This window comes from Mesorhizobium sp. WSM4817 (assembly GCF_055811135.1).
Genome location: NZ_JBVVQQ010000012.1, coordinates 112,697 through 132,599 on the forward strand (window position 1 = coordinate 112,697; position 19,903 = coordinate 132,599).

The following is a 19,903-nucleotide window of genomic DNA, read 5'->3' on the forward strand; positions in this document are numbered from 1 at the left end:
ACCAGCAACAGGAGAACCCAAACGACGATGCGAATGGGAGCCCGAGTTTCCTGTTTGTCGTCAATGATCGATAGGGGCGACCATCATGACCGGCAGCGCGTTTCCATACGATAATGAAACACGAGCGAAGCGCGACGAGCGTCAGGTAGATATGCCTCTCGGTGCTCGGGCCGCAGCCCAACAACGTGAGCGTGCCACACATCGGCTTGCCGCCTTAGGCGAGATGACTGGCGGTATTGCCCATGATTTCAGAAACCTCCTGGCAGTCATCGGATCCGGCCTGAGGCTTGCCGAAATAAGAGCCGAGGAGCCCGAAAGCGTGAGGACCTACATTGCTGCAGCGCGGCAGGGAATCGATCGAGGTATCGAACTGACGTCACTGGTACTGGCCTTCGCAAAACATCAGGAACTCGAAATCCACGCTGGCAATTTGAATGAATTCCTCAGGTCTTTTGAGCCTTTCCTGAGATATGGCGCAGGCCCCGATGTCCGAGTCAAGCTGGAGCTTGGTTCCGATATCCCGAACTGCTTGATCGACCCGGCGCTGTTCGACTCTGCAGTGCTTAATCTCGTAATGAACGCACGAGATGCGATGCCAAGTGGCGGGGAGATCCGCGTCACCACTGAGCGATTGGTGCAGACGGCCCCGACGCCTGACCTGCCCGGGCCCGAAACCTACGCATGCGTTCGCGTCAAGGACGATGGTTGCGGCATGGCTCCGGAAGTCTTGCGAAAGGTGTTTGATCCTTTCTTCACGACGAAGGGTGAGAAGGGCACCGGGATAGGGATGTTGCAAGTGCAGGCATTGGCGCAAATGGTTGGTGGTCGGATCCGGATAAAGAGTGAGCGAGGGATTGGAACAACGGTCGACCTTCTGTTCCCGTCAATCCAAGCGACCTTTAGACGCCCAACAACTCCTACAATTTGATGTCGGCGCTCGCGACGGAATGCAATCCTGCCAGGGCAGGACCTACCACGCTCTCGTCCGCACTTGCGGATTGCACCGCGTAAACCGGATAGGAGAACTGCGGCATTCCAGGCACAAGGTGCAGCCGGCCGGCCTCCATGTGAGGCCGCACAGAACTCATCCTGAAATATCCGGAGCCGCCAGTCGCAAGAACATAGCTCAGTGCGAGCGGACCGAGATCGAAAGAAAGATCCGGCGCAGCACTCGGGAAATTCATCCCGTGGTGAAGTTCAAAATCCGGCCCCCAATCCATATAAACATAATCGGATTCGTCCAGGAGGCGCGCTTCGGAATTGGTCGTAACGAGGACGAGTTTTTCCTCCAGAAGCAGATCGATCTTCAAACCCGGTCTGTGGGGGGGCGCGTACATGATAGCCAAGTCGACCATTCCTGACGCGACCTGATTGATCAAATCCTTCGGCACATCGACGTGTACTCGAAGTGCAATGTCCTGAAGCGACCCGCGCATCCATCGGACCAAATCGAGCAGAAGAGGTTGCGCTAGGCTGACTTCGCTGCCGACCGTCAGAACAGCTCGACGTCCCGGGGGCACGGCAACCTGGTGAAGGGTGCGTTGCCATAGTTGGACGAACATCGGGGCGTGGCGCAGAAATTGCTCACCGGCCGGGGTGAGAGAAGCTCCGCCTTTGTGGCGAACAAAAAGCGCGCGGCCCAATTGCTGCTCGAGGCTGCGAATCCGTGCGCTTACGGTCGTCTGGGCGACATTCAAGCGCTCCGATGCTCGAATGAAACTCCCTGTCGAAACGATCTCGATGAAAGTCCGGGCGAGTTCAATGTCCATAAAACATATAGCATAAAAATTGCGTTTAAATGTCAATCAATTTCGTTTGCTAGATAGATAGTCAGAGCAATAGGCTTCGAGATTATCCACCCAGCTCTGCGCTGAATGCTGCGCAGCGCCGGTGGGAGGGAGCGCAAGCAAATGACCGACAGGAGTTCGACCATGTCCCCAGTGCAGCAGGAACTTATCGTCACCAGTGGTTTGCGCACGGTTGCACCCGCCCGGCACCATTCAAAGGTCGTGAAATTCATCAGCGAGGTCGCCAAGGCGGCGGCCAACGATGCACCGACCTCGGTTGAGATCTTCTCTGACAGCGGCCACTGGTACTGTCGGGTTCGCCGCGGCCATGAAAAGACCCGGCCGATGGGTCCCTATACCAAACAACAGGCCGAGCGGATCCAAGAAGCTCGGAGAATGTCGATCGCAGAAAGAGGAACCTCTCGGATCATGTTCGAGTAAGCGAGGATCTCACGATCACGCCGGCCGGCGCACTCACTCTACATCATGGTTCGTCATCGAATTTTTGAAACGCTGCGGCAGACCTGAGGGACGTCGTCAGATAGAGATTTGATACGTATCGCCTAGCAACATAATTTAGAGCATCGCTCGAAAAAGAAGTCACCGGTTTTTCGAACAAAGCGATGCGCAAACAAGAAGTTACAACGGTGCGCTTAATCTCTTTTTCACGCGCACCGCTGTAGCGCCGGATCAGATCACGAAAAAATCGTCGGCCAGCAGCGTCGGCCTGTTCGTCAGCGTCGCGAGCTGTGTCATGCCGCCTGCGACGTTTCCGTTGGAATCGTAAAACAACGCACCCGTAACCTCGTCATAGACGATGTGGTCGTCGGCGTCGTGCGCGCTAGTCCCAGCGAAGAAGTACCTTGACTCGAGGGCTCCCGTGGCTCCAAGCCCCTGCATTACCGAATTCTGGAGCCTGAATGCATCGGCCGTATGGTTGAAATCCGTGATGATGTCGCGGTTAGCCACTGAGAGCGGCGCGCTGAAAACGAAGGAATCGTTGCCGGCGCCACCAGTAAGCCGGTCAATGCCCAGGCCGCCCGTTAGTGTATCGTTGCCACCCCACCCAAACACGGAATCATTGCCTCGGCCGCCGTCCAGTTTGTTGTCGCTGTCGTTGCCGTCGAGCACGTTGTCGAGGGAATTTCCCGTGGCTCCGACGTTGGCGTTTCCGGTCAGACGCAGATTTTCTACCGCTCGGTTAGCGGCCGCCAGTGAGTACGTGACCAAGCTGAAAATCTGGTCGAGGCCCGCTTCGTCGATGACGTTGTCCAGTGCATTGTCCACATAATAGGTATCGTTGCCGGCACCGCCATTCATCAGGTCGGCCCCGGTCCCGCCATCGAGAAGGTCGGTGCCATCATAGCCCGCTAACCGGTCGCTACCCGCCCCGCCCCTTATGGTGTCGTTGCCGGCAAGGCCGTCCAGCGTGTTGTTCCCATTGTTCCCGGTCAGCTCATTGTCGGAAGAATTGCCGCGACCATTGATAGCGCCAAGGCCGATGAGGGTCAGATTTTCGACATAGCGTGGCAGTGAATAGGTGCTCGAGCTGAACATCGAATCGTTGCCCGCCGCATCGCCCTCGACCACACGGTCGAGCGCATTGTCGACATAGTAGGTATCGTTGCCTGCGCCGCCCTCCATCTTGTCGATTCCGACTCCGCCGTCGAGCAGGTTGCTGCCAGCGTTGCCGACCAGCGTGTTGTCGAGTTCGTTACCCATCGCGTCGATGTCGGCAACGCCGGTGAGTGTGAGCTGCTCTATTTGCTGGCCGGACAGCGAATACGTCATCGACGTGATGACCACATCGATGCCGGCGCCGTCAGCCTCGATGACTACGTCGAATGCGTTGTCGACGCGGTAGGTATCGTTGCCGAAACCGCCGGACATTTTGTCAGCACCAGCTCTGCCGTCCAGAACGTCATCAAAGCTGCCGCCGTTCAGGATATCCGCCGCATCCGTCCCGGTCAGGTGCTGCTCCATCACGTCCGGCGCGGCATAGGCGCGCACGTAGTCGATGACCATCTTGTAGGTGCCGGACGCCCGCTCGACCTCAAGGGGATTCATGGCAAGTGAGGCTATCATATAGAGCGGCGTGCGGAAGGACTCGCTCATTGGAAAGCGGCTCAGCTCCTTGCCGTCATAGTACACGGTGATCCAGTCCGTCGTGATCCTCGCGCCGTAGGTGTGAAACGCCCCGTCGAACATCGAACCGGGGAGGCCCGTATAGTTGCTTTCCCAGGCGTGGCTTTCCTTATTGCTCAAGTGCACCGCCTGGTGATGACCATCGGGATCGCCCCCATACGCTTCAACGATGTCGACCTCGACGCGTGGCACAGTCTGATTGGGCGACAGCATCCAGAAAGCCGGCCAGGCTCCCGCCCCGCCGTGAAAGGCTGCGCGCATCTCGAAGTACCCGTACTCTTGCGCGAAACCCTGGCCGGCGCTGTTAACCGTTTGCATCGTTCCAGACTGCCAGACGCCGTCCACCTGCTTCATGGTAATGGTCAGCTTCCCGTCAGAGACGGAGAACGGGTTCGTTGCCCCCACCGGCGACATGAACGTGGCGGCCCCATAGGGGGCGTGCACAGGCGCGAACCACTTGCCGGTGCCGTTGTTCGGCACGACATCCATCGTATTGAACTCGTCAGAAAAGGAGAGCTTGAAGCCGGAGAGGTTCAGCTCCGATCCCTTGTACTGTCCAGTCCAATCGCCAGGAAGAGCAATCGCAGCCATTGATGGGTTCCTCGTTCACGCAACATTTTCGCGGTGACCCCCACCAGATCTAATCGTCCATTTGTTAACGGAAGTGTAACGGACACCGATTCCCCCGCAAATGGGGTCAGTGCGGTTATCCCCCAGCGCTTCACGAGAAATTTGGGAGAAGTCGCAAATCGGTTGACGTTGCCGGGACTCGATACTGCGAATCCTCCATGGCGCATGATCCGATCGATACGCTCGGCAAGGCGACCCGGCACAACATGCTCGTCAAAGCCGAGTGCAGCTGCGGGAACGTGCGCTACTGCCGTTATTTCTTTAGCGGGGACCCACCAGGGCATCGACCTCTTGCATCTGGTCCACGTGACCGCCATTGGCGACGCGTTTCCGGATCGTCTTATCGCAATGCCCCTTGGGCGGCTAATAGCCTGTACTTTTCGAAGATCGCTAGCTTCTGCGGATAGGTGATCCGTACCTTGGCGTTGCACCCGTCGCATCTGAAGTGCGCGATCGTTCTTAGCGCAGAGCCCTTCCTTACCGCCGGATGCGAGCAATCCGGACAATCGAATGTGAGCGCAACATCAGACAAGTCTTGGGCTAAACCCATTTCCATCTCCTTCGCAAGCGCTGTGGCTACACTCTGGCGGGACTCAATGGGGCAATGCAGATGCGAATGCCAACGCGGGACTAGAACAATTCGTCAGGGAAAGCCGCCCAGCTAGTGCGCCTTCTCTGCGCCCTTTGAGAGACGAAGAGACCTCAATTCATCCAGCAGTTCGCGCTCCTTGGTAGTAATGTTTCGGAAGATTGCGACAATCGCCACCGCTAAGGCCTCGGCATCCCGGCTTGAAGAGTCCATGTGTTCATCTGCGCAAACCTGATCGAACACGCGTTCGCAAATAGCCAGATCATGAGGGCTGAGGCAGGTGCGATTGAAACGCCGACGCAGCATCTGTGCGAACCTTTCAGGGCCTGTTGCCAGTGTTTGCGGCGGATTTTTTTTGTCGATGAACCGCTGAGGCGTGATTGGAATAAGTTTACTCGCTGACCGATAATTGGTCTTTCAATAGTCCCAAAATCAGGGCGCACTCGCGAGCTCTATACTGTCCAGCAATCATAAGTTGGCGGTAATCCCGCAATTTTTGTTCTGGGACATGAAATCCTCGCCGAAATTCCGCCGCCTCTTTCGGAGTTCGTGTGCAACCGAGTCTACTGGCGGTGACTTTCAAACTCGCCAGTGAGCATCCGACCTTGGCTGCAATATCTTTCAAAGGTTCGTTATTAAAATATCCATCAAGAATTATCTTGCGACGAGCTTCTGTTTTGAGGTTTGCGTTCATTTCGTTGCCTCCTCAACTACGCTTTCACCGTGCCAGACTCTATACGCACCACGTTGAAGAGTGTCGTTATCGTCGCATCCAGAAACTTATCTCGGAATGCATTTCTTGCTGTAACCCAGTGTGATAGCCCTCTGTGGACTCGCGTTCAGCTGGTCTTGCCAGATGGCTGTGATACACCACATGATTGCGGTGGCGATGGGCATACCGGAATCGGATACGGCACTACGCGATGGACGCTAAGAGGCAGGACAAGGCGCTTGCGAGGCAGGCGCTTGAGCGCGATCGACGTCGTTGGCCGCGCGAAGCTCAGCCTTACAATGAGGCTGCCCCGTCACTTGCGCCGGCGCTCGAACCTTTGCCCTTTTCGACGCTCGAACTGGCGCCAGAAGATCAATTCGTCGCTTGGCAGGCGCATATGGCTCCGCTTGTCGAGATCAAGTTGCCGGATGACAAATCGCTCGACGATGGCTTTCCCGCCGACCACACGGCTTGGAACCTCGGCGGCATGCTGATCGTTCAACAGCGCGCACCGGCACATAGTTATATGCGTTCTGCTGCGAAGCTTCGGTCCAGCTCGATCGATCACTGGTATATCGCTTTGCCGCATACTGGCCGGTCGTGGACGGAGGTCGATCGCCGCGTAGCGGAAAACCAGCCGGGCAAATTGGAGATTAGATCGCTTGGCTACCCGTTTCGGGGGAGGGCAACGGAATCCCAAAGTCTCTTTCTCTATTTGCCGCGTGATTTGTTCGCCGATGCGGCGGCAACCCTGGACGCAAAGAATAATTCAATTCTGTCCGGCAACTTTGCCAACCTTTTGCTCGACTACCTCAAGAACATCGAAGCAAGACTGCGCAGTCTCACGGTTGACGATCTGCCCCGCATCGTGCACGCAACACGCAGCATGATCATTGCCTGCCTCTCGCCCCCGGCGGAACATGCCGCGGCCACCGAACAATTGGTGAGTGTCGCGCTGATGGAGCGAGCCCGTCGATACGTCCACAACAATCTGGATGCGGCTCATCTGACGCCGGATTCAATGTGCCGGGCGCTCGGCGTCTCGCGCTCTCGTCTTTATCAGTTGTTCGAACCGAGCGGTGGTGTTCTCCACTACATACAAAGTCGCCGACTTCTGGCAGCCCATGTTGCGCTTAGCAATCCGGCGGACAGCCGGCGCATTGTTAATATTGCCGAAGCCGTCGGGTTTAGTTCAGCGGCTAATTTCAGCCGAGCTTTTAGCAAGGAATTCGGCTACAGCCCCCGCGAAGTCCGAAGCTCCGTGGTGTTACCGCGCCCCGCCCACTCTGTTTCGCATGCCGGACACGAGGAGGCCTCTTCCTTTGAACATTGGCTCAAAGCGCTCGGAAGCTGAGTACAGGATCGGGAAGCTCATGGACCAGAATATTTTCGTGTCGCGTCCACCGCGCCATCAATTATAGCCAATTCCCGATTTATCGACCAACTGTTCATCGATGTCGCCGCGCATCACAGCGGAGCATACATTGCAACTACGCAGCATAAGACACTTGTTGAGACCGCGAGTCGTATGTTTGCCAAGTCAAGAAACAAAGAGATAGAGCGGTTCTGCGGTTCCTTGAAATGACGAACCGCTCTAGCCCGGATTATCTCACCAGCAAAGGGCTGCGTAGGCTGGCGGCGATCCCGGACAGCAATTAGCCGGTCGGGAACGGTGCAAGAGCGCCGCGCCGGGCAAGATATGTACGCCGGGATAAGTATTAGGATGCAAAGCTAACGACAGATCGGCTTCGTGCGTAGATGCTTGCAATGCTTGGCGGGGGCTCGGCGGCTTGGCGGGGGCTCGGCACAGGTGGCAGGCATCATGTTGGGGAGATGTCGTGCTGCCTGTGCCGATAGCCGCCGCTGCGCGGTCAAAGGTGGCGTCATTGAGTAAGCGTGCCAAGGTCGTTGGCGGCCGGCTGGAGTTTCTTCCGCCGCAGATCCCGACTCGGGTCGAGCGGCCGCCTGAAGGTGAGGGCTGGGTCCACGAGGCGAATCTCGACGGCTATCGAACCCAGATCATCATCGATAATGGCGGTGTGCGTCTTTACAACAAGAACGGCCGCGACTGGACCACGAAATACTGGCCCATCGCACTAGCCGTCGATCTGCCATGCCGGACTGCCATTCTCGACGGCGAAGTCATTGTTCCCGGCGAGCAGAGCGCTTTCGATTGCCCTGCGCTGGAAGCGGCGATCTGGAACGAGCCGAGCCGGCTGGTGTTCGTCGCGTTCGATATCCTCCATCTCGACGGCCACGATCTAGGCTCCTTGCCGCTGCTGCAGCGCAAGCAGGCGCTGTGGCAACTGATTGAGCCTGGCCTCGGCAAGATCCAATACAGTGAGCATTTCGAGGGCAGCGCGCTGGCGCTCTTCCGCACCGTCGAGAAGATCGGGCTCAATGGAATTATCTCGAAGCGCGCCGACAGCCGCTATAGGAGCGGACTGTCGAGCACATGGCTGAAGGCCAAAAAATTTGAAGAAGCCGACTCCCGAGTTGGGGGTCGTTTATGAGCCAGGCACGGCTCCAATGCCCTGATCGCTGCTCACGGGCGTCCTCACCGATTTGAGGCCTACGCGGGCGGACGCGACGCGCATACCAATCTGGCGGAACAAATCATGATCATTCTCATTGTGGTGATCATCAAGGGAGATTGATCATGGGTGACCGGCACAACCCAAAAATCGAGGCACCGGCAAATGTCGAAAAGGACCCGGAAGATTGGATCAGCGGAGATGATCCCATGACCCCCGCACAAGCCTCCTATTTGAAAACTTTGGCCGAACAGGCCGACGACCCTGACGCCTATGCTGACGGCCTCAGCAAGGCGGAAGCCTCTAAACGCATCGATGCACTCCGGGAGAAGTTAGGCCTGTAGTGCCCGCTCGTGGCTGCTGGCCTCCGGCGACGGGGCCGTTCCATCGAACCCGACAGCGGCTCTGTCCAGTTTGTTACCGTGGTCTGACCCCGGGGATGAGTTGCATTGCGTTCTGCAACCGCTCGCTGGATAGTCCTGGCGATGTTGCAGACCTTGATGACTCATTGGCCCCAGGTCCTCGCGATCATTTCGGTGGTGATGGCGGCCATCGGCATCGTCCACGCCATAATGACGAAGGAAGACGTCCGCGCCGCCACAGGTTGGGTCGGCGTGATGTTCCTGTCGCCATTCCTCGGCGCGATCATCTACGCCGTTGCCGGCATAAACCGCATTCGTCGTGCAACGATCAGCGCCATGCGGCCCCCTTCCAGCGAGGCGGCTTCCGCAAAACATGAGCGCAACTTTGCCGCCGAGGAATTGATTGCCGAGCGGTACGGCCAACGCTTCACCGGCCTGAAGACATTGGGCGACAGGGTGGCCCGGCGTGCCCTGACCTCGGGAAACGCGATTGCGATATTGGAGACAGGTGACGAGGCCTATGCCGCAATGTGCCGAGCGATTGATGGCGCTCAACGCGCTATCCTGCTCGAGACCTACATCTTCGACAACGACGATGTCGGGCGGCTTTTCGTGGAATCTCTCGCCGGAGCCGTCCAGCGGGGTGTCAGCGTTCGCGTGCTGATCGATGCCGTCGGGGCGCGTTACTCCGTCCCCAGCATTCTTGGGCGCCTGCGAGAGGCAGGAATCACAGCAGACCTCTTCAACGGCAACATTGTCATGGGCCTGCGTCTTCCCTACGCCAACCTCAGAACGCACCGGAAGATCCTGGTCGTCGACGGCACGATTGCGTTCACCGGAGGGATGAACATCCGAAAGGGATTCTCAGCCGAGTTCGCCGGCTCCTCCAGCGCGAGGGACACGCATTTTCAGGTCACCGGGCCGGTCGTTGCCGACCTTTTTTCGGTTGCCGCCGAAGATTGGCGCTTCGTGAGCGGCGAGCTCCTGAAAGGCGACACCTGGCAAGTGGTCGCGCTTCCCGCGGCTCCCGGTCAACCAATGCTGGCGCGGGCGGTTGCATCCGGGCCGGATGCCAGCATCGAAACGAACCACAACTTGCTGATCGGGGCATTTTCCGTCGCCCGCAAATCGATCCGCATCATGTCGCCCTATTTCCTGCCGGATCGGGAACTGATCAGCGCGCTGACGACCGCAGCCAGGCGAGGCGTCGAGATCGACATCGTGGTACCGGCGACGAACAATCTTTTCCTTATTGACCGGGCGATGACGGCGCAATTCGATCAGGTCCTGAAGCACTATTGCCGCGTATGGCGCACGCAGGGCTCGTTCGATCATTCGAAGCTGCTGTCGGTCGATGGGGTTTGGGCTTTTATAGGATCCTCCAATCTTGACGCCCGGTCCCTGCGGCTGAATTTTGAGATTGATGTAGAGGTTCTTGATGCAGGCTTTGCCGCGGAGATTGAAGCGCGGATCGGATCGGCAATCGCCTCCGCCACGTCTGTAACGATCGAAACCTTGAGAGCCCGGCCATTCATCGTCCGCCTGTTCGACCGAGTGTTGTGGCTGGGATCGCCCTACCTTTAGAGGCTTTCTCGTTCTGCCCGCGGCAATTCGGGCGACGCAGCCATCGCTCCTTTCGAGCGCCGCATCTCGTCAGGGCAGGAAGCAGCGATTGCACATCCTGTTTGAGTGAGACAAAGCTAAGTCTTGAAGGTGGTGAGGACGAGCAGCAGACTCATGCAAAGAACTGGACATAGCTTTCCTGCAAGTGTGCTCAAATCCATTCGCGACAGAAAGAAGCAGAAGGCGAAGGCTGCGCCGTCCGAAGGGGCACGCCCCGCGGGGACTCTGGTCGCATCTTACAACGTTCACAAATGCGTGGGCGTCGACAGAAAGTTCGATCCCGAACGAATCGCTCGCGTCATCCGGGAAATCGGCCCGGATGTCATTGCGTTGCAGGAAGCGGACAATCGCTTTGGAGATCGTGCCGGCCTTCTGGATCTGCTGCGTCTCGAATTGGAAACAGGCCTGGTGCCGGTGCCGGTGTCCGGAAACGGCAAAGGACACGGCTGGCACGGCAACGTTCTGCTTTTCAAACGGGGCATCGTTCGCAATGTCCATCAGATAAAGCTCCCGGGGCTGGAGCCGCGCGGAGCCCTGGTTGCCGAAATCGATCTGGACGAGAAACGAACTCTGCGCATTATCGCAGCCCATCTCGGCTTGCTGCGCCGATCGCGCTCCGAACAGGCCCGTGTCGTGCTCGAAATCATGAACAGACCGGACGAAAAGCCAACACTGCTGCTCGGCGATTTGAACGAATGGCGACTCGGAAACCGTTCCGCGCTGAATACGCTGCACACGACTTTCGGTCCCGCGCCACCGGCGGTCCCCACCTTTCCATCGAGTCTGCCGCTGCTGTCGCTCGACCGGATCATGGCAAACCGACACGGAATGATCTCATCCGTCGAAGCCCATGACACGCCGCTTTCGCGGGTCGCCTCCGATCATCTGCCGCTTATAGGATTCGTTCGCCTGTGATGTAGCTGCCGAGCCCCATGAATGGAGATCGGTTCAAAGGGAAGCTCTAGACTGGACTAGCGGAGCGGGGCGGCCCAGCGGCTTTGGTTGCGGGGGGAGGTCGCTGGGCCTAGCGAGCCTTCGGGGGCGTGCTCACGTGGCTGGTGAATACGCGACTCTCCCCGATCAGGGAAACGTCCATCCAAGCCCCATGGAAGGCACCAGACTCGACCATGAGTGGGAACGGCTCAGCCCATACCAAGACGCAAGAATTTAGGCTACCTTTCTGGGACTGAGCTGTCGCGACTTATGGTCGGTCGCATCATGTGGGAGACCTTTCTCCAATCTCAAAGCCGCTTCCATGCGTCGATCGCTATTTCAGAAGTATTTTGTAGTCTTGTTCGCGGCGGCCATTTTTCCAATGGCTGCCGGTGGCATCAGCAACACGTGGTTCAGCTATTTCGACCAGCGAGCGATCCTCAGTGCCCTGCTGCGGTCCGAGGCAACATCGGCGGCCGACAAAATTGAGAGCTATCTTGACGGCATCAAGATTCCGCTCGGCTCCACGATCCCGGAGGACGTGTCGGCCAATGCCGGCGTGAAACAGCTTCGGCTTCTTGTCCTGCGCGTGATGCACCAGGTCCCGGGAATTCTCAGCATCAGTTTCGTCGACGGCGCCGGCGCGGAACGGCTGCACGTCTCGCGCACTGGCTCAAACAGGACGGAAGGCGGGGCGGATCGCTCGGGCGATCCCGCTGTCGTCGGCGCCAGGACGGCGAAGGTCTGGTATGGCCCGGTCGCCTATCGCCAGGGTTCCGAACCGTCGGTAACCATGGCGATGGCGAACTACGACGATACAGTCCTAGAAAACACGATCATCGCCGAAATCAGTCTGAAGCCGATCTGGCTCATCGTTTCCGAAATCCGCGTGGGCCGCAGCGGCCAGGGACTTGTCGTCGACCAGACCGGCCACCTCATCGCTCACCCCGCGATCAGCAAAGTGATGCAGGGCGCCGACGAGAAAGCAGCTTTGGCCCTGCGCGGATTGGGGGATGCGATCGCCGCCGCGGGCGGCACTGCGATTGCAAACCGCAACGCCGAGAATGAACGCGTTGTGACCGCTGGCGCGCCCGTTGCCGCGGCCGGGTGGACGGTATTTGTCGAGCAGTCGCAGGCAGAGGCTTTTGCACCCCTATACGCTTCATTGTGGCGGACCGGCGGGTTGTTCCTCGCCGCCACAGTCCTTGCGGCGGTACTCGCCTATTGGCTTGCCAGACGAATGAGCGGGCCCATCCGATTGCTGGAAGAAGGCGCCCTCAAGATCGGTGCCGGGCAATTCGATCATCGGATCAACATTGTCAGTGGAGACGAACTCGAGCGGCTGGCTGCGCGGTTCAACCAAATGGCGCAGGAACTCGCCATATCGCGGGACCGCGCTGAGCGAATGACGCGTTTGAAGCGCTTCCTGGCGCCACAGGTGGCGGAGCTCGTAGAAAAGGCTGGCGACGAGAGAATGCTCGCCGGACAGCGCGCGGAAGTGGTCGCTGTTTTTTGCGATTTGCGTGGCTTCACCGCATTTTCGGCGCACGCTGCGCCTGAGGACATCATGCAGCTCTTGCGTGAGTACTACGAGGCGCTCGGCGCGATCATCACCCGGTATGAGGTGACGCTGACCAGTTTTTCGGCGGATGGATTGATGATTCTCGTCAACGCCCCGGTTCCATGTGAAGAGCCGGCGCTTCATGCCGTAAAAATGGCTGTCGACATGCAGGATTCCACACAAGAGCTCATATCTGGCTGGCGGCAGCGTGGTTATGATATTGGCTTCGGCATGGGGCTCGCTATGGGGTGGGCAACGGTGGGTCGAATTGGCTATGAGGCCCGCGCTGACTACACCGCAATTGGCAATGTCGTGAACTTGGCATCGAGGCTGTGTTCGTCCGCTGAAGATCGACAAATCCTCATCGATTATTCCGTAGCGCGCCATCTGCATGACAAAATACCGATCGTTGACCTCAGTACTCGCCAGTTCAAAGGCCTAGACGGGCACGTTCGCGTCTACAATGTTGAGACGCAAGGGATCGAGCGGCCGAATTTAGATCCTGCTGCGAATGACGCCACGGCAAAGGGCTAAGCTCCTCTGCATCGACGTCCGCTATCGTTCTTCCCTGCACCACAAGCGGACCTACTGCTCCCGGCCCATTTCGGTCTTTTAATGCCACTCGCTCTGACGGCCGCTACTGGCGGTCAGTTCGCGTCATGCAGGTTGGAACTCAATTGCATTCGCCTAGCAACTTCGCACGATCACGAAACCGGTAACCTGTTGAGACTATTGGTATCGAAATCTGTGAACCAAAAGAGCGAGGTTGCCAGGTTCGGAGAATATCGGCCGAGAGAGCCCTCATTCAACGGGGAATAGTCGGCGGTGCGGCTGCCAGCTTTTCTTTGAAAAGCCCGCAGTTCTGCGGGATTCGCGGGCCGTTAGACCGACAGAGAATGTTGGGGCAAGGTGCGTTGGCGGAGGGAGAGGACCTGAAATCCAACCTTCTCCACGAATCTGCGATCACCTTCGTAGTCGGGGTGTTCGGCCGATGCTGTTCAGTCGACCTGTTCAATCTGCGGACCTGGGTCGACCGGCGGAGCCGGCGTGCAATCTTGCCCCTTGCATTCCTCGACAGGGTTATCGGCTGGTGGAAGGCAGTTTTGGCCCTCGCAATGAACTGCCGGCTCTGGCGCTTCTACGTGGTTAGGCGGAACAAGCTGATCCTCAGCGCGAACGGCCGGCATTGCTACGCTGATCATGCCCGTGCACAAGAGCGCAATCCGAAGCAATTTCATTTCCGCCTCCGTGCCTGGCAGCGAGCTGTACCCTACACTTTCGAGCTGCGGCCGCATCCTCTCACCCGCGAACGACGTTAACACGGAGTTTCAGTGCTGGCCGGCAGGGAGCGGGCCAAATGATCAGTGGCGGTGCAGCGCAAGGCGGCGAAGGGAGCAGTGATTCGAGCTTATGCCGAGTTGCGACCCGAAGGGACGCCTGCGAAGATCGCGCGGCCTAGCGGCTGCCACATTCGTGATTTTCGCGCTCCGACCCGCGGGCGACCTTCAGTCGCGAAGGGCAGTCGCGTTCTGGTTCGCGAGTGAACTGATAAGGCCGGCGGACGTTTCTCTGCGAATCCAACACCATTGACGGCAAGACCGTGGAGAAATCCGAGCATAAGCCTGCGCGGCAGAAACAAGACACGCCCGGTGCTTTGGCGAACTTTCCGTACGACCGAATGACTGTCGAACGATTTCGGGCGGCCTTTCCGCGAGCGAGGTGGAGCGACGAGCGCAGGAGCTGGTTTGTACCAGGCAAGACGGCAGCCCGCCGCGTCGACCGTTGGCTGGCGCGCGAGGCCGAATTGCTGGCGATCCACGGCGACAGCAAGGGGCGGGATGCCTATTCGTTCGACCCCATCTCCAGTCCCTATCTCGAGGTTGCCGAGGATCTGCGCATTCGGACACCCTATTCGAAGACCATCCTTCGGGAACTACACGAAATTCCCTGGGCAAGTTGGGATGATGAACTCCGCGCGTGGCGCGTGCCGTTTCGGTCCTATGAGGAACTGCGGCGCCGATGGCCGACAATCGAAGAGGCTGCCAAATGTAGCGAACCCGAGGAAAGGAAGCGACGACGAGAGGCGGAGAAGGACTCGGAGGCTCAAAGAGCCACACGGTTGCGATATGCGGAACGCCGCCGCCAACGCTATCCGTTGTCGGCTGAAGACTTGCCTCCGATGGGCCGCCCCGTCGCAACAGAGCAGTACGGCGTCGTCGTCTTTACCGATGTGTCAGGCGAAGTCGCCGAGCCGCCAGTAATGGCCGCCTTCTATCCACATGCGACGCGGACGGACATCGACTACGTGTGGGGAACGTGGTGCTCGGCGACGCTGACGGAACTCATCAGGACATGGCCCGCTCGTCGTGAGGCCGGCGAAATGGAGCACTCCCGCGGCTGGTGGCGGCCGACGCTTGGCGAACTTAGAATTGCTCGTCGAAACGCGCGCGTCATCGAGCGTCGAAGGCGAAACCGCCGTCTCAGTCCAATGTCGTGAAACTCCGACCGCGACCCGGCCGGCCCGCTCTTTCCGCCAGAGGCGCGGGCTTTCATTTGTTTGGCCGATGCGGCGGTCCGCTGGCGGGGGGCCGAGGTTGAAAATCTGTGGTGATCTGTCGAGTACAGCGATGGGCTCCCTGAGAAAGCCGGCGGTTACCTTTCGGATGCCCTGAGGCTCCGCGCCGCCTCATCGAGTGCCAGCGGATCGTCACCGAGGCGATCTATGAGGTCTTGAGCTTGATCGCCGGTGATGGCTGTTCTCATCGCCAGCGCTTCCGCTGCCTCAACATCCGATTGACCAGCGGCGCGCTTGCCTTGCTTCCCTCGGCTTTGGGTCTGCGCGGGAGCTGGTACGTCGGCCGGTGGACGAGCACCAAGCGAGCGGTCTTCGTTCTCGATTTCCAAGGTCGCCTGATTCCAATGACGCTCGTGCAGACCGTGCGTCTGGCCTTCTCGTTCCCAGATCTCATATGCGCGGCGCCGAATGCGTTCGTGTTTGTCGTCTGACATGAACGTTCCTCCTTGTAGGTTCTCACCCAACGCGAAGGAGCGTCGGAACGATCCGACCCTAGACGCCTATTTCGGAGAAAACAGAGACCCGGAAGGCTAGCTTCCGGAAGACCGTGCCTGCCGCGTTTGCGATGCCGCGATGCGTTAGGTGGCCCAGCGCAAATCCTCGTGCGCTGCTCCGGGAGCAACACCACGAAGGAACGTGACAGGCTCTCCGATCGTTGAAGGCTTTTGATCGAGCCATATCATGCCATCGACCTCGATACGAAAAATGGCATACGATCCCGACAGCAGAATCCTCTCGGTGTGGTTCGTGGCCAGCGGCAAACGGTACGAGTTCGAGGGCGTGCCGCCGGAGACCTTTGCCGCGTTCAAAGCCGCCTTTGCCAAGGGCCGCTACTTCAACGAGCACATCCGCAATCACTTCCGCTACCGTCTGGTTGGACCGGCGGTCGACTGAGCAGCATCAGCGGACGATCTCTTTGGGCAGGGATGCGGCTCATTCGCCGTGGCCGTCCGGCCGTCCGGCCGGCCCTTTGCGAGGCAAGGTCTTATATCGGAACGAAAGGCGGATTCGCGAATTCTACTGCGAGATAATCGGAATCGTCGCCCATGAGGCTCGCGACCCTCCACCTTGAAATTGCGAGTTACGGCGACGTATATCGCGCCGCAAGGCTTGTTCGCCTGAGGCAGCAAATGATCCGGCACATCAAGCGCACTGGCGCCGCGGCTCAAAAAGTCGAGCAAGCGCTGGCTAGTCTGGCCGAAGCAAACGCACCCATGGACCGGCTCGCGCGGCGTCAGTAGGGCCGCGACGACGTAAGGAAAGGCCTTCGAGGCTGCTGCCCAGGAGGAGGGGTTGCTACGCAAGTCCTCCAACTAGGGCTCACTTCGCGTGCGTGCTGTTGAACACCGGATGTCGCACACTTTCAATTCACAGGCTCGAGCGGTTGGTGCTCCGCCTCCGTATGGTGAAGCACCTGGCCGAGATCGCGCATGTCGAAATGCTGCCCGCATGTAGGGCAGTGTTCCAAATGCTACGCCTCGGGCTTGATCGGCCGGTCGTGATCTTTGCCTCGAAAACCCGTGCCTTCGTTGTTGGTCCGATATCTCATTTCCGCTCCCGCAATACCCTCGCGGCTTTTGTCAGGGCTGACCGATCATTGCCGTTCTTTTTGATCAGCTTGCTGACCTGGCTCGGCGAGATTCCATTCTCTCGCGCGAAACGTTCTATCTCGTAGTACTCGTCGATCGACAAACGATTCTGGTTGTCTTCCATTTCCGTATTCCTAGCCGGGTTCAAGCAAACGGCACGTTGAAAGGACCCTAGCAACGACTGCCTGCAGCCGCGGTTCCGAGCGGCGATACGTCCTTGCCTGTTTTGCGAACAGATAAGACTTAGGTCCGGTGGAGGATCGGACCGAATCCCCTCATGGGGCTGGCTTCGCCGTGCACAGGAACCGAAACGTTCAAATTTTATTGAGTGGGGTCTGTTGCGTTGGAGTTTGCATGGGAGGTTTGCGCCATTCCAACCCGACGATAGCGAGCCATAATCCAACACAGAAACTTCCTGGAACTTTAGCCATTTCTAAAAATTGTCTGTGACCAGTGGGCATGCCCCCCGCTGCCCGCTGTAGATCGGGCTGCAACCCGATCGGGCCCGCGCTCTCCGCCAGAGGCGCGGGCTTCTCTCGCTTTTCTCCGTGAAGAGCGGGGCAGAGACGTCGCGCGAACAGACATTGGATCAAAAGCCGGCTCACGGGAAATCGAAATGCTGCCATTCCACGCATCGATGGACCCGACATTGACCCTCAAGCGTCTGGACATAGGAGGCGACGGGCACGGCGGGCCGGTCGCACTCATTGCCAAATTGGCGGACATATCGATCATAGGTGTTGCGGCCGGTGGTCAGGACGACCGCGCGCCGGCTCTGGATCAGCTGCTGCGTCTGTTCGCAAGTCATGGTGCGCGCATCCGGCCGGGCGTAAGCCATGCTTGTGGCCGCGAACAGGATCGCCGCGGCTGTCGATACGATTGGGCGAGCTGTCATGCTGCATCCTCACCAGGGTCGTGCCTAACGCGCACCTTCGCCAGTGGTTCCGCAGCTTCACCCGGAGCAGCTAGAGCGTCTAGCCGACAAGGCAGGCGCCACCCCGCCGTAGGGTTCATTCTCCTCTGTGGAGCGCGGGCTTTTCAATTCACAGGCTGCAGCGGTTGATGCTCCGGCTTCGCATGGTGAAGCACCTGGCCGAGATCGCGCATGTCGAAATGCCGCACACTGGACAATGTTCGAAATGCTCCGCCTCGGGCTTGATTGGTTGGTCGTGGTCCCTGCCTCAAAAAACTTCGGAACCGTTGCAGAAATCACGCATTACAACTGCAGCGGTCGATTCCTTCAGGATGTAGCCGCTAAGACACTCCCCAAGTGAAAGCCCGTTGCCGGCCCCTCCCGCCAGCGGGCTTTTCGCTGTACGGCGTCTTGTCGTCAAAGCTGACTGGCGGTAGTCCGCTGTGTAAAGCCATAAGGTGCCCCGCAATGGGTCAATACGTCTGGCACCGCAATTGCATGGTCAAGGATGGGGAATGGGTTGGAGGCCGGTCGCTTCGCAAATGGAGCGGCGGGTCTACTACATACCGGCCGCGCGCCAGGATAAAGCGCGTCGCATGAGGTCGGTCAGACGCGCGCTTTAAGACTTGCCTGTCGCAACCGATGGTAGTAACTGATATGATTAAGTCTAAAAGTTGAGTAAATGTGACGCGGGTTACTAGGTGCCATGAGCGAGCGCGGTGAGGAATACCTCCCTGAATGGATTACAGGCCATCTGTCCGATGATCCGGTAATTGCCAGAGACATCTCGGCCAGAATTTTGAACATGAACAATGTTGGGGTCCCGTCCCGTGGGATGAGGAGAAGCCAGCGGAAAGAAGCGTCGATCGAGGGCGGCGGTGAGATTTTGGGGGCTCTGTCGACTCGCGCGATCACCGTCATCTTCCCAGACGCAACACCCATCATGCTATTGGCTGTTTTGGCGCTTTCCGTGCTGTTGCTCCTGGGCGTGGCAGGTTCCGGGCTATTAGATGAGGCGGTTGCGTCAACACTCTGATCGGGAGGCCCACTTGCGTTTCCCATAGACCTCAGGAATATAATCCTCTCCGTTGCGGCGAACCCCTTTCACGGAGATCGCCATGCCCCAAAAGACCCTCGCCGACACCCTGGCCGCCCGCGAAACCATCTATGTCAATTGCGGACACCCGATGTGCTGCAAATCGACGAAACTCGACATCCAGGCGCTGATCGACAGGCTCGGCCGTGACCACGGCTCGATGCATGACGACTTGGTCGGGCTCTTTGTCTGCTCGAATTGCAAGGCTGCCGGCCGTGACCGCCGGCAGGTGTTCTTCACATGCATTCCTGACTACGAAGGCCAGCAGTGGGCGCGCAATCGCGACTGGAAGCCAACTTTCGAACGAAGGGGCTGAAAGTGGCCGGCGCCGCTTGTGGGGGGCGTTGGGGTAAGATCGCCTGAGTGCGCCGGCCGGGCGGATTGGGGTCCGCCGTTAGAAAGTACCGACCGTGGCGATTCATGTAACTTCCGTGATCGCGGAAGTCCCTAGGCGGATACTCGCAGGAAACCCGTGGAAAGCAAATTCGGCATTATGCGAATCGGCCCCGCCAAGGGAAATTGGTCCAAACGTTGGACAGGGAGGGGAGGCTTTCAGCTGAGTACTTGATTTTTCTGGTACGCCCAAGGGAATCGAACCCCTGTTGCCGCCGTGAAAGAGGCGTTGGTGGCGGGTCCATCGCATTTGCAGACACATCCGAAAGCGGCCAGCACGGTGGCGACACTGTGGCGACACGGAAGATGCAGAGGTCCAGCGGCCGAGGAGAGTTGACGGTAAGTGGCTGATATAATTTGAAGAATTGGTGGGCGATGCAGGGATTGAACCTGCGACCCCACCCATTTGAAGACTTGATCCCGATCGGGCGAACCACGGCGCCTCGGAAGTGCCGGGCGAG

At 58.6% G+C, this 19,903-nt stretch carries 19 protein-coding genes; 12 read left to right on the forward strand and 7 right to left on the reverse strand.

Annotated elements, in window-relative coordinates; translation table 11 throughout:
• The first annotated feature begins 85 nt into the window (after nt 1–85).
• Nucleotides 86–928: an ATP-binding protein gene (locus AC0L2K_RS17930; protein WP_473531967.1), complete on the forward strand. Its 843-nt coding sequence runs from the start codon at nt 86–88 to the stop codon at nt 926–928.
• On the opposite strand, the gene AC0L2K_RS17935 is transcribed toward AC0L2K_RS17930, so the two are convergent.
• A complete protein-coding gene (locus AC0L2K_RS17935; protein WP_473531968.1) occupies nt 918–1,769 on the reverse strand; it encodes a LysR family transcriptional regulator in 852 nt (283 codons plus the stop codon). The genes AC0L2K_RS17930 and AC0L2K_RS17935 overlap by 11 nt on opposite strands.
• A 162-nt stretch (nt 1,770–1,931) precedes the next feature.
• Between AC0L2K_RS17935 and AC0L2K_RS17940 the strand changes: the two genes are divergently transcribed.
• Nucleotides 1,932–2,228: a hypothetical protein gene (locus AC0L2K_RS17940; protein WP_287320897.1), complete on the forward strand. Its 297-nt coding sequence runs from the start codon at nt 1,932–1,934 to the stop codon at nt 2,226–2,228.
• A gap of 249 nt (nt 2,229–2,477) precedes the next feature.
• Here the strand turns inward: AC0L2K_RS17940 and AC0L2K_RS17945 are convergent, their stop codons facing one another.
• The 3 genes from AC0L2K_RS17945 to AC0L2K_RS17955 form a co-directional block, all read right to left on the reverse strand.
• On the reverse strand, nt 2,478–4,523 hold the full coding sequence (locus AC0L2K_RS17945) for a family 16 glycosylhydrolase (RefSeq protein WP_473531969.1): 2,046 nt from the start codon (nt 4,521–4,523) through the stop codon (nt 2,478–2,480).
• Nucleotides 4,524–5,223: 700 nt separating this feature from the next.
• On the reverse strand, nt 5,224–5,457 hold the full coding sequence (locus AC0L2K_RS17950) for a hypothetical protein (RefSeq protein ID WP_023801795.1): 234 nt from the start codon (nt 5,455–5,457) through the stop codon (nt 5,224–5,226).
• Nucleotides 5,458–5,542: 85 nt separating this feature from the next.
• Nucleotides 5,543–5,845 carry a hypothetical protein gene (locus AC0L2K_RS17955; RefSeq protein ID WP_128172562.1) on the reverse strand — a complete coding sequence of 101 codons (303 nt, stop codon included), beginning with the start codon at nt 5,843–5,845 and terminating at the stop codon, nt 5,543–5,545.
• A gap of 229 nt (nt 5,846–6,074) precedes the next feature.
• On the opposite strand from AC0L2K_RS17955, the gene AC0L2K_RS17960 reads away from it, so the two are divergent.
• The 7 genes from AC0L2K_RS17960 (at nt 6,075) to AC0L2K_RS17990 (ending at nt 15,373) form a co-directional block, all read left to right on the forward strand.
• Nucleotides 6,075–7,217 (forward strand): helix-turn-helix domain-containing protein, encoded by a 1,143-nt coding sequence (locus AC0L2K_RS17960; RefSeq protein WP_031255952.1) that lies wholly within the window; start codon nt 6,075–6,077, stop codon nt 7,215–7,217.
• A 484-nt stretch (nt 7,218–7,701) separates the two neighbouring features.
• A complete protein-coding gene (locus AC0L2K_RS17965; protein ID WP_473507676.1) occupies nt 7,702–8,376 on the forward strand; it encodes an ATP-dependent DNA ligase in 675 nt (224 codons plus the stop codon).
• Nucleotides 8,377–8,522: 146 nt separating this feature from the next.
• Nucleotides 8,523–8,741 (forward strand): DUF3072 domain-containing protein, encoded by a 219-nt coding sequence (locus AC0L2K_RS17970; RefSeq protein WP_091591041.1) that lies wholly within the window; start codon nt 8,523–8,525, stop codon nt 8,739–8,741.
• Between the two features lie 141 nt (nt 8,742–8,882).
• Entirely contained in the window at nt 8,883–10,343 is a 1,461-nt protein-coding gene (locus tag AC0L2K_RS17975; protein WP_473531970.1) for a phospholipase D-like domain-containing protein, read from the forward strand.
• A gap of 153 nt (nt 10,344–10,496) precedes the next feature.
• Nucleotides 10,497–11,297, forward strand: a complete 801-nt coding sequence (locus AC0L2K_RS17980) for an endonuclease/exonuclease/phosphatase family protein (RefSeq protein WP_473531998.1) — start codon at nt 10,497–10,499, stop codon at nt 11,295–11,297.
• Between the two features lie 340 nt (nt 11,298–11,637).
• Nucleotides 11,638–13,410 (forward strand): adenylate/guanylate cyclase domain-containing protein, encoded by a 1,773-nt coding sequence (locus AC0L2K_RS17985; RefSeq protein WP_128245072.1) that lies wholly within the window; start codon nt 11,638–11,640, stop codon nt 13,408–13,410.
• 1,144 nt (nt 13,411–14,554) lie between these two features.
• On the forward strand, nt 14,555–15,373 hold the full coding sequence (locus AC0L2K_RS17990) for a hypothetical protein (RefSeq protein ID WP_473524321.1): 819 nt from the start codon (nt 14,555–14,557) through the stop codon (nt 15,371–15,373).
• Nucleotides 15,374–15,528: 155 nt separating this feature from the next.
• On the opposite strand, the gene AC0L2K_RS17995 is transcribed toward AC0L2K_RS17990, so the two are convergent.
• A complete protein-coding gene (locus tag AC0L2K_RS17995; protein ID WP_128245074.1) occupies nt 15,529–15,885 on the reverse strand; it encodes a DUF2934 domain-containing protein in 357 nt (118 codons plus the stop codon).
• 247 nt (nt 15,886–16,132) lie between these two features.
• On the opposite strand from AC0L2K_RS17995, the gene AC0L2K_RS18000 reads away from it, so the two are divergent.
• Nucleotides 16,133–16,345 (forward strand): KTSC domain-containing protein, encoded by a 213-nt coding sequence (locus AC0L2K_RS18000; protein WP_128245075.1) that lies wholly within the window; start codon nt 16,133–16,135, stop codon nt 16,343–16,345.
• Nucleotides 16,346–16,996: 651 nt separating this feature from the next.
• Here the strand turns inward: AC0L2K_RS18000 and AC0L2K_RS18005 are convergent.
• Nucleotides 16,997–17,164 (reverse strand): DUF3606 domain-containing protein, encoded by a 168-nt coding sequence (locus AC0L2K_RS18005; RefSeq protein ID WP_128245077.1) that lies wholly within the window; start codon nt 17,162–17,164, stop codon nt 16,997–16,999.
• Between the two features lie 477 nt (nt 17,165–17,641).
• The gene (locus AC0L2K_RS18010; protein WP_287240898.1) at nt 17,642–17,935 is read right to left on the reverse strand and encodes a hypothetical protein; all 294 of its coding nucleotides are present in this window, start codon (nt 17,933–17,935) and stop codon (nt 17,642–17,644) included.
• A gap of 724 nt (nt 17,936–18,659) precedes the next feature.
• On the opposite strand from AC0L2K_RS18010, the gene AC0L2K_RS18015 reads away from it, so the two are divergent.
• Nucleotides 18,660–18,989: a hypothetical protein gene (locus tag AC0L2K_RS18015; RefSeq protein WP_128248488.1), complete on the forward strand. Its 330-nt coding sequence runs from the start codon at nt 18,660–18,662 to the stop codon at nt 18,987–18,989.
• An 82-nt stretch (nt 18,990–19,071) separates the two neighbouring features.
• A complete protein-coding gene (locus AC0L2K_RS18020) occupies nt 19,072–19,365 on the forward strand; it encodes a hypothetical protein (protein WP_473531971.1) in 294 nt (97 codons plus the stop codon).
• The last annotated feature ends 538 nt before the right edge of the window (nt 19,366–19,903 follow it).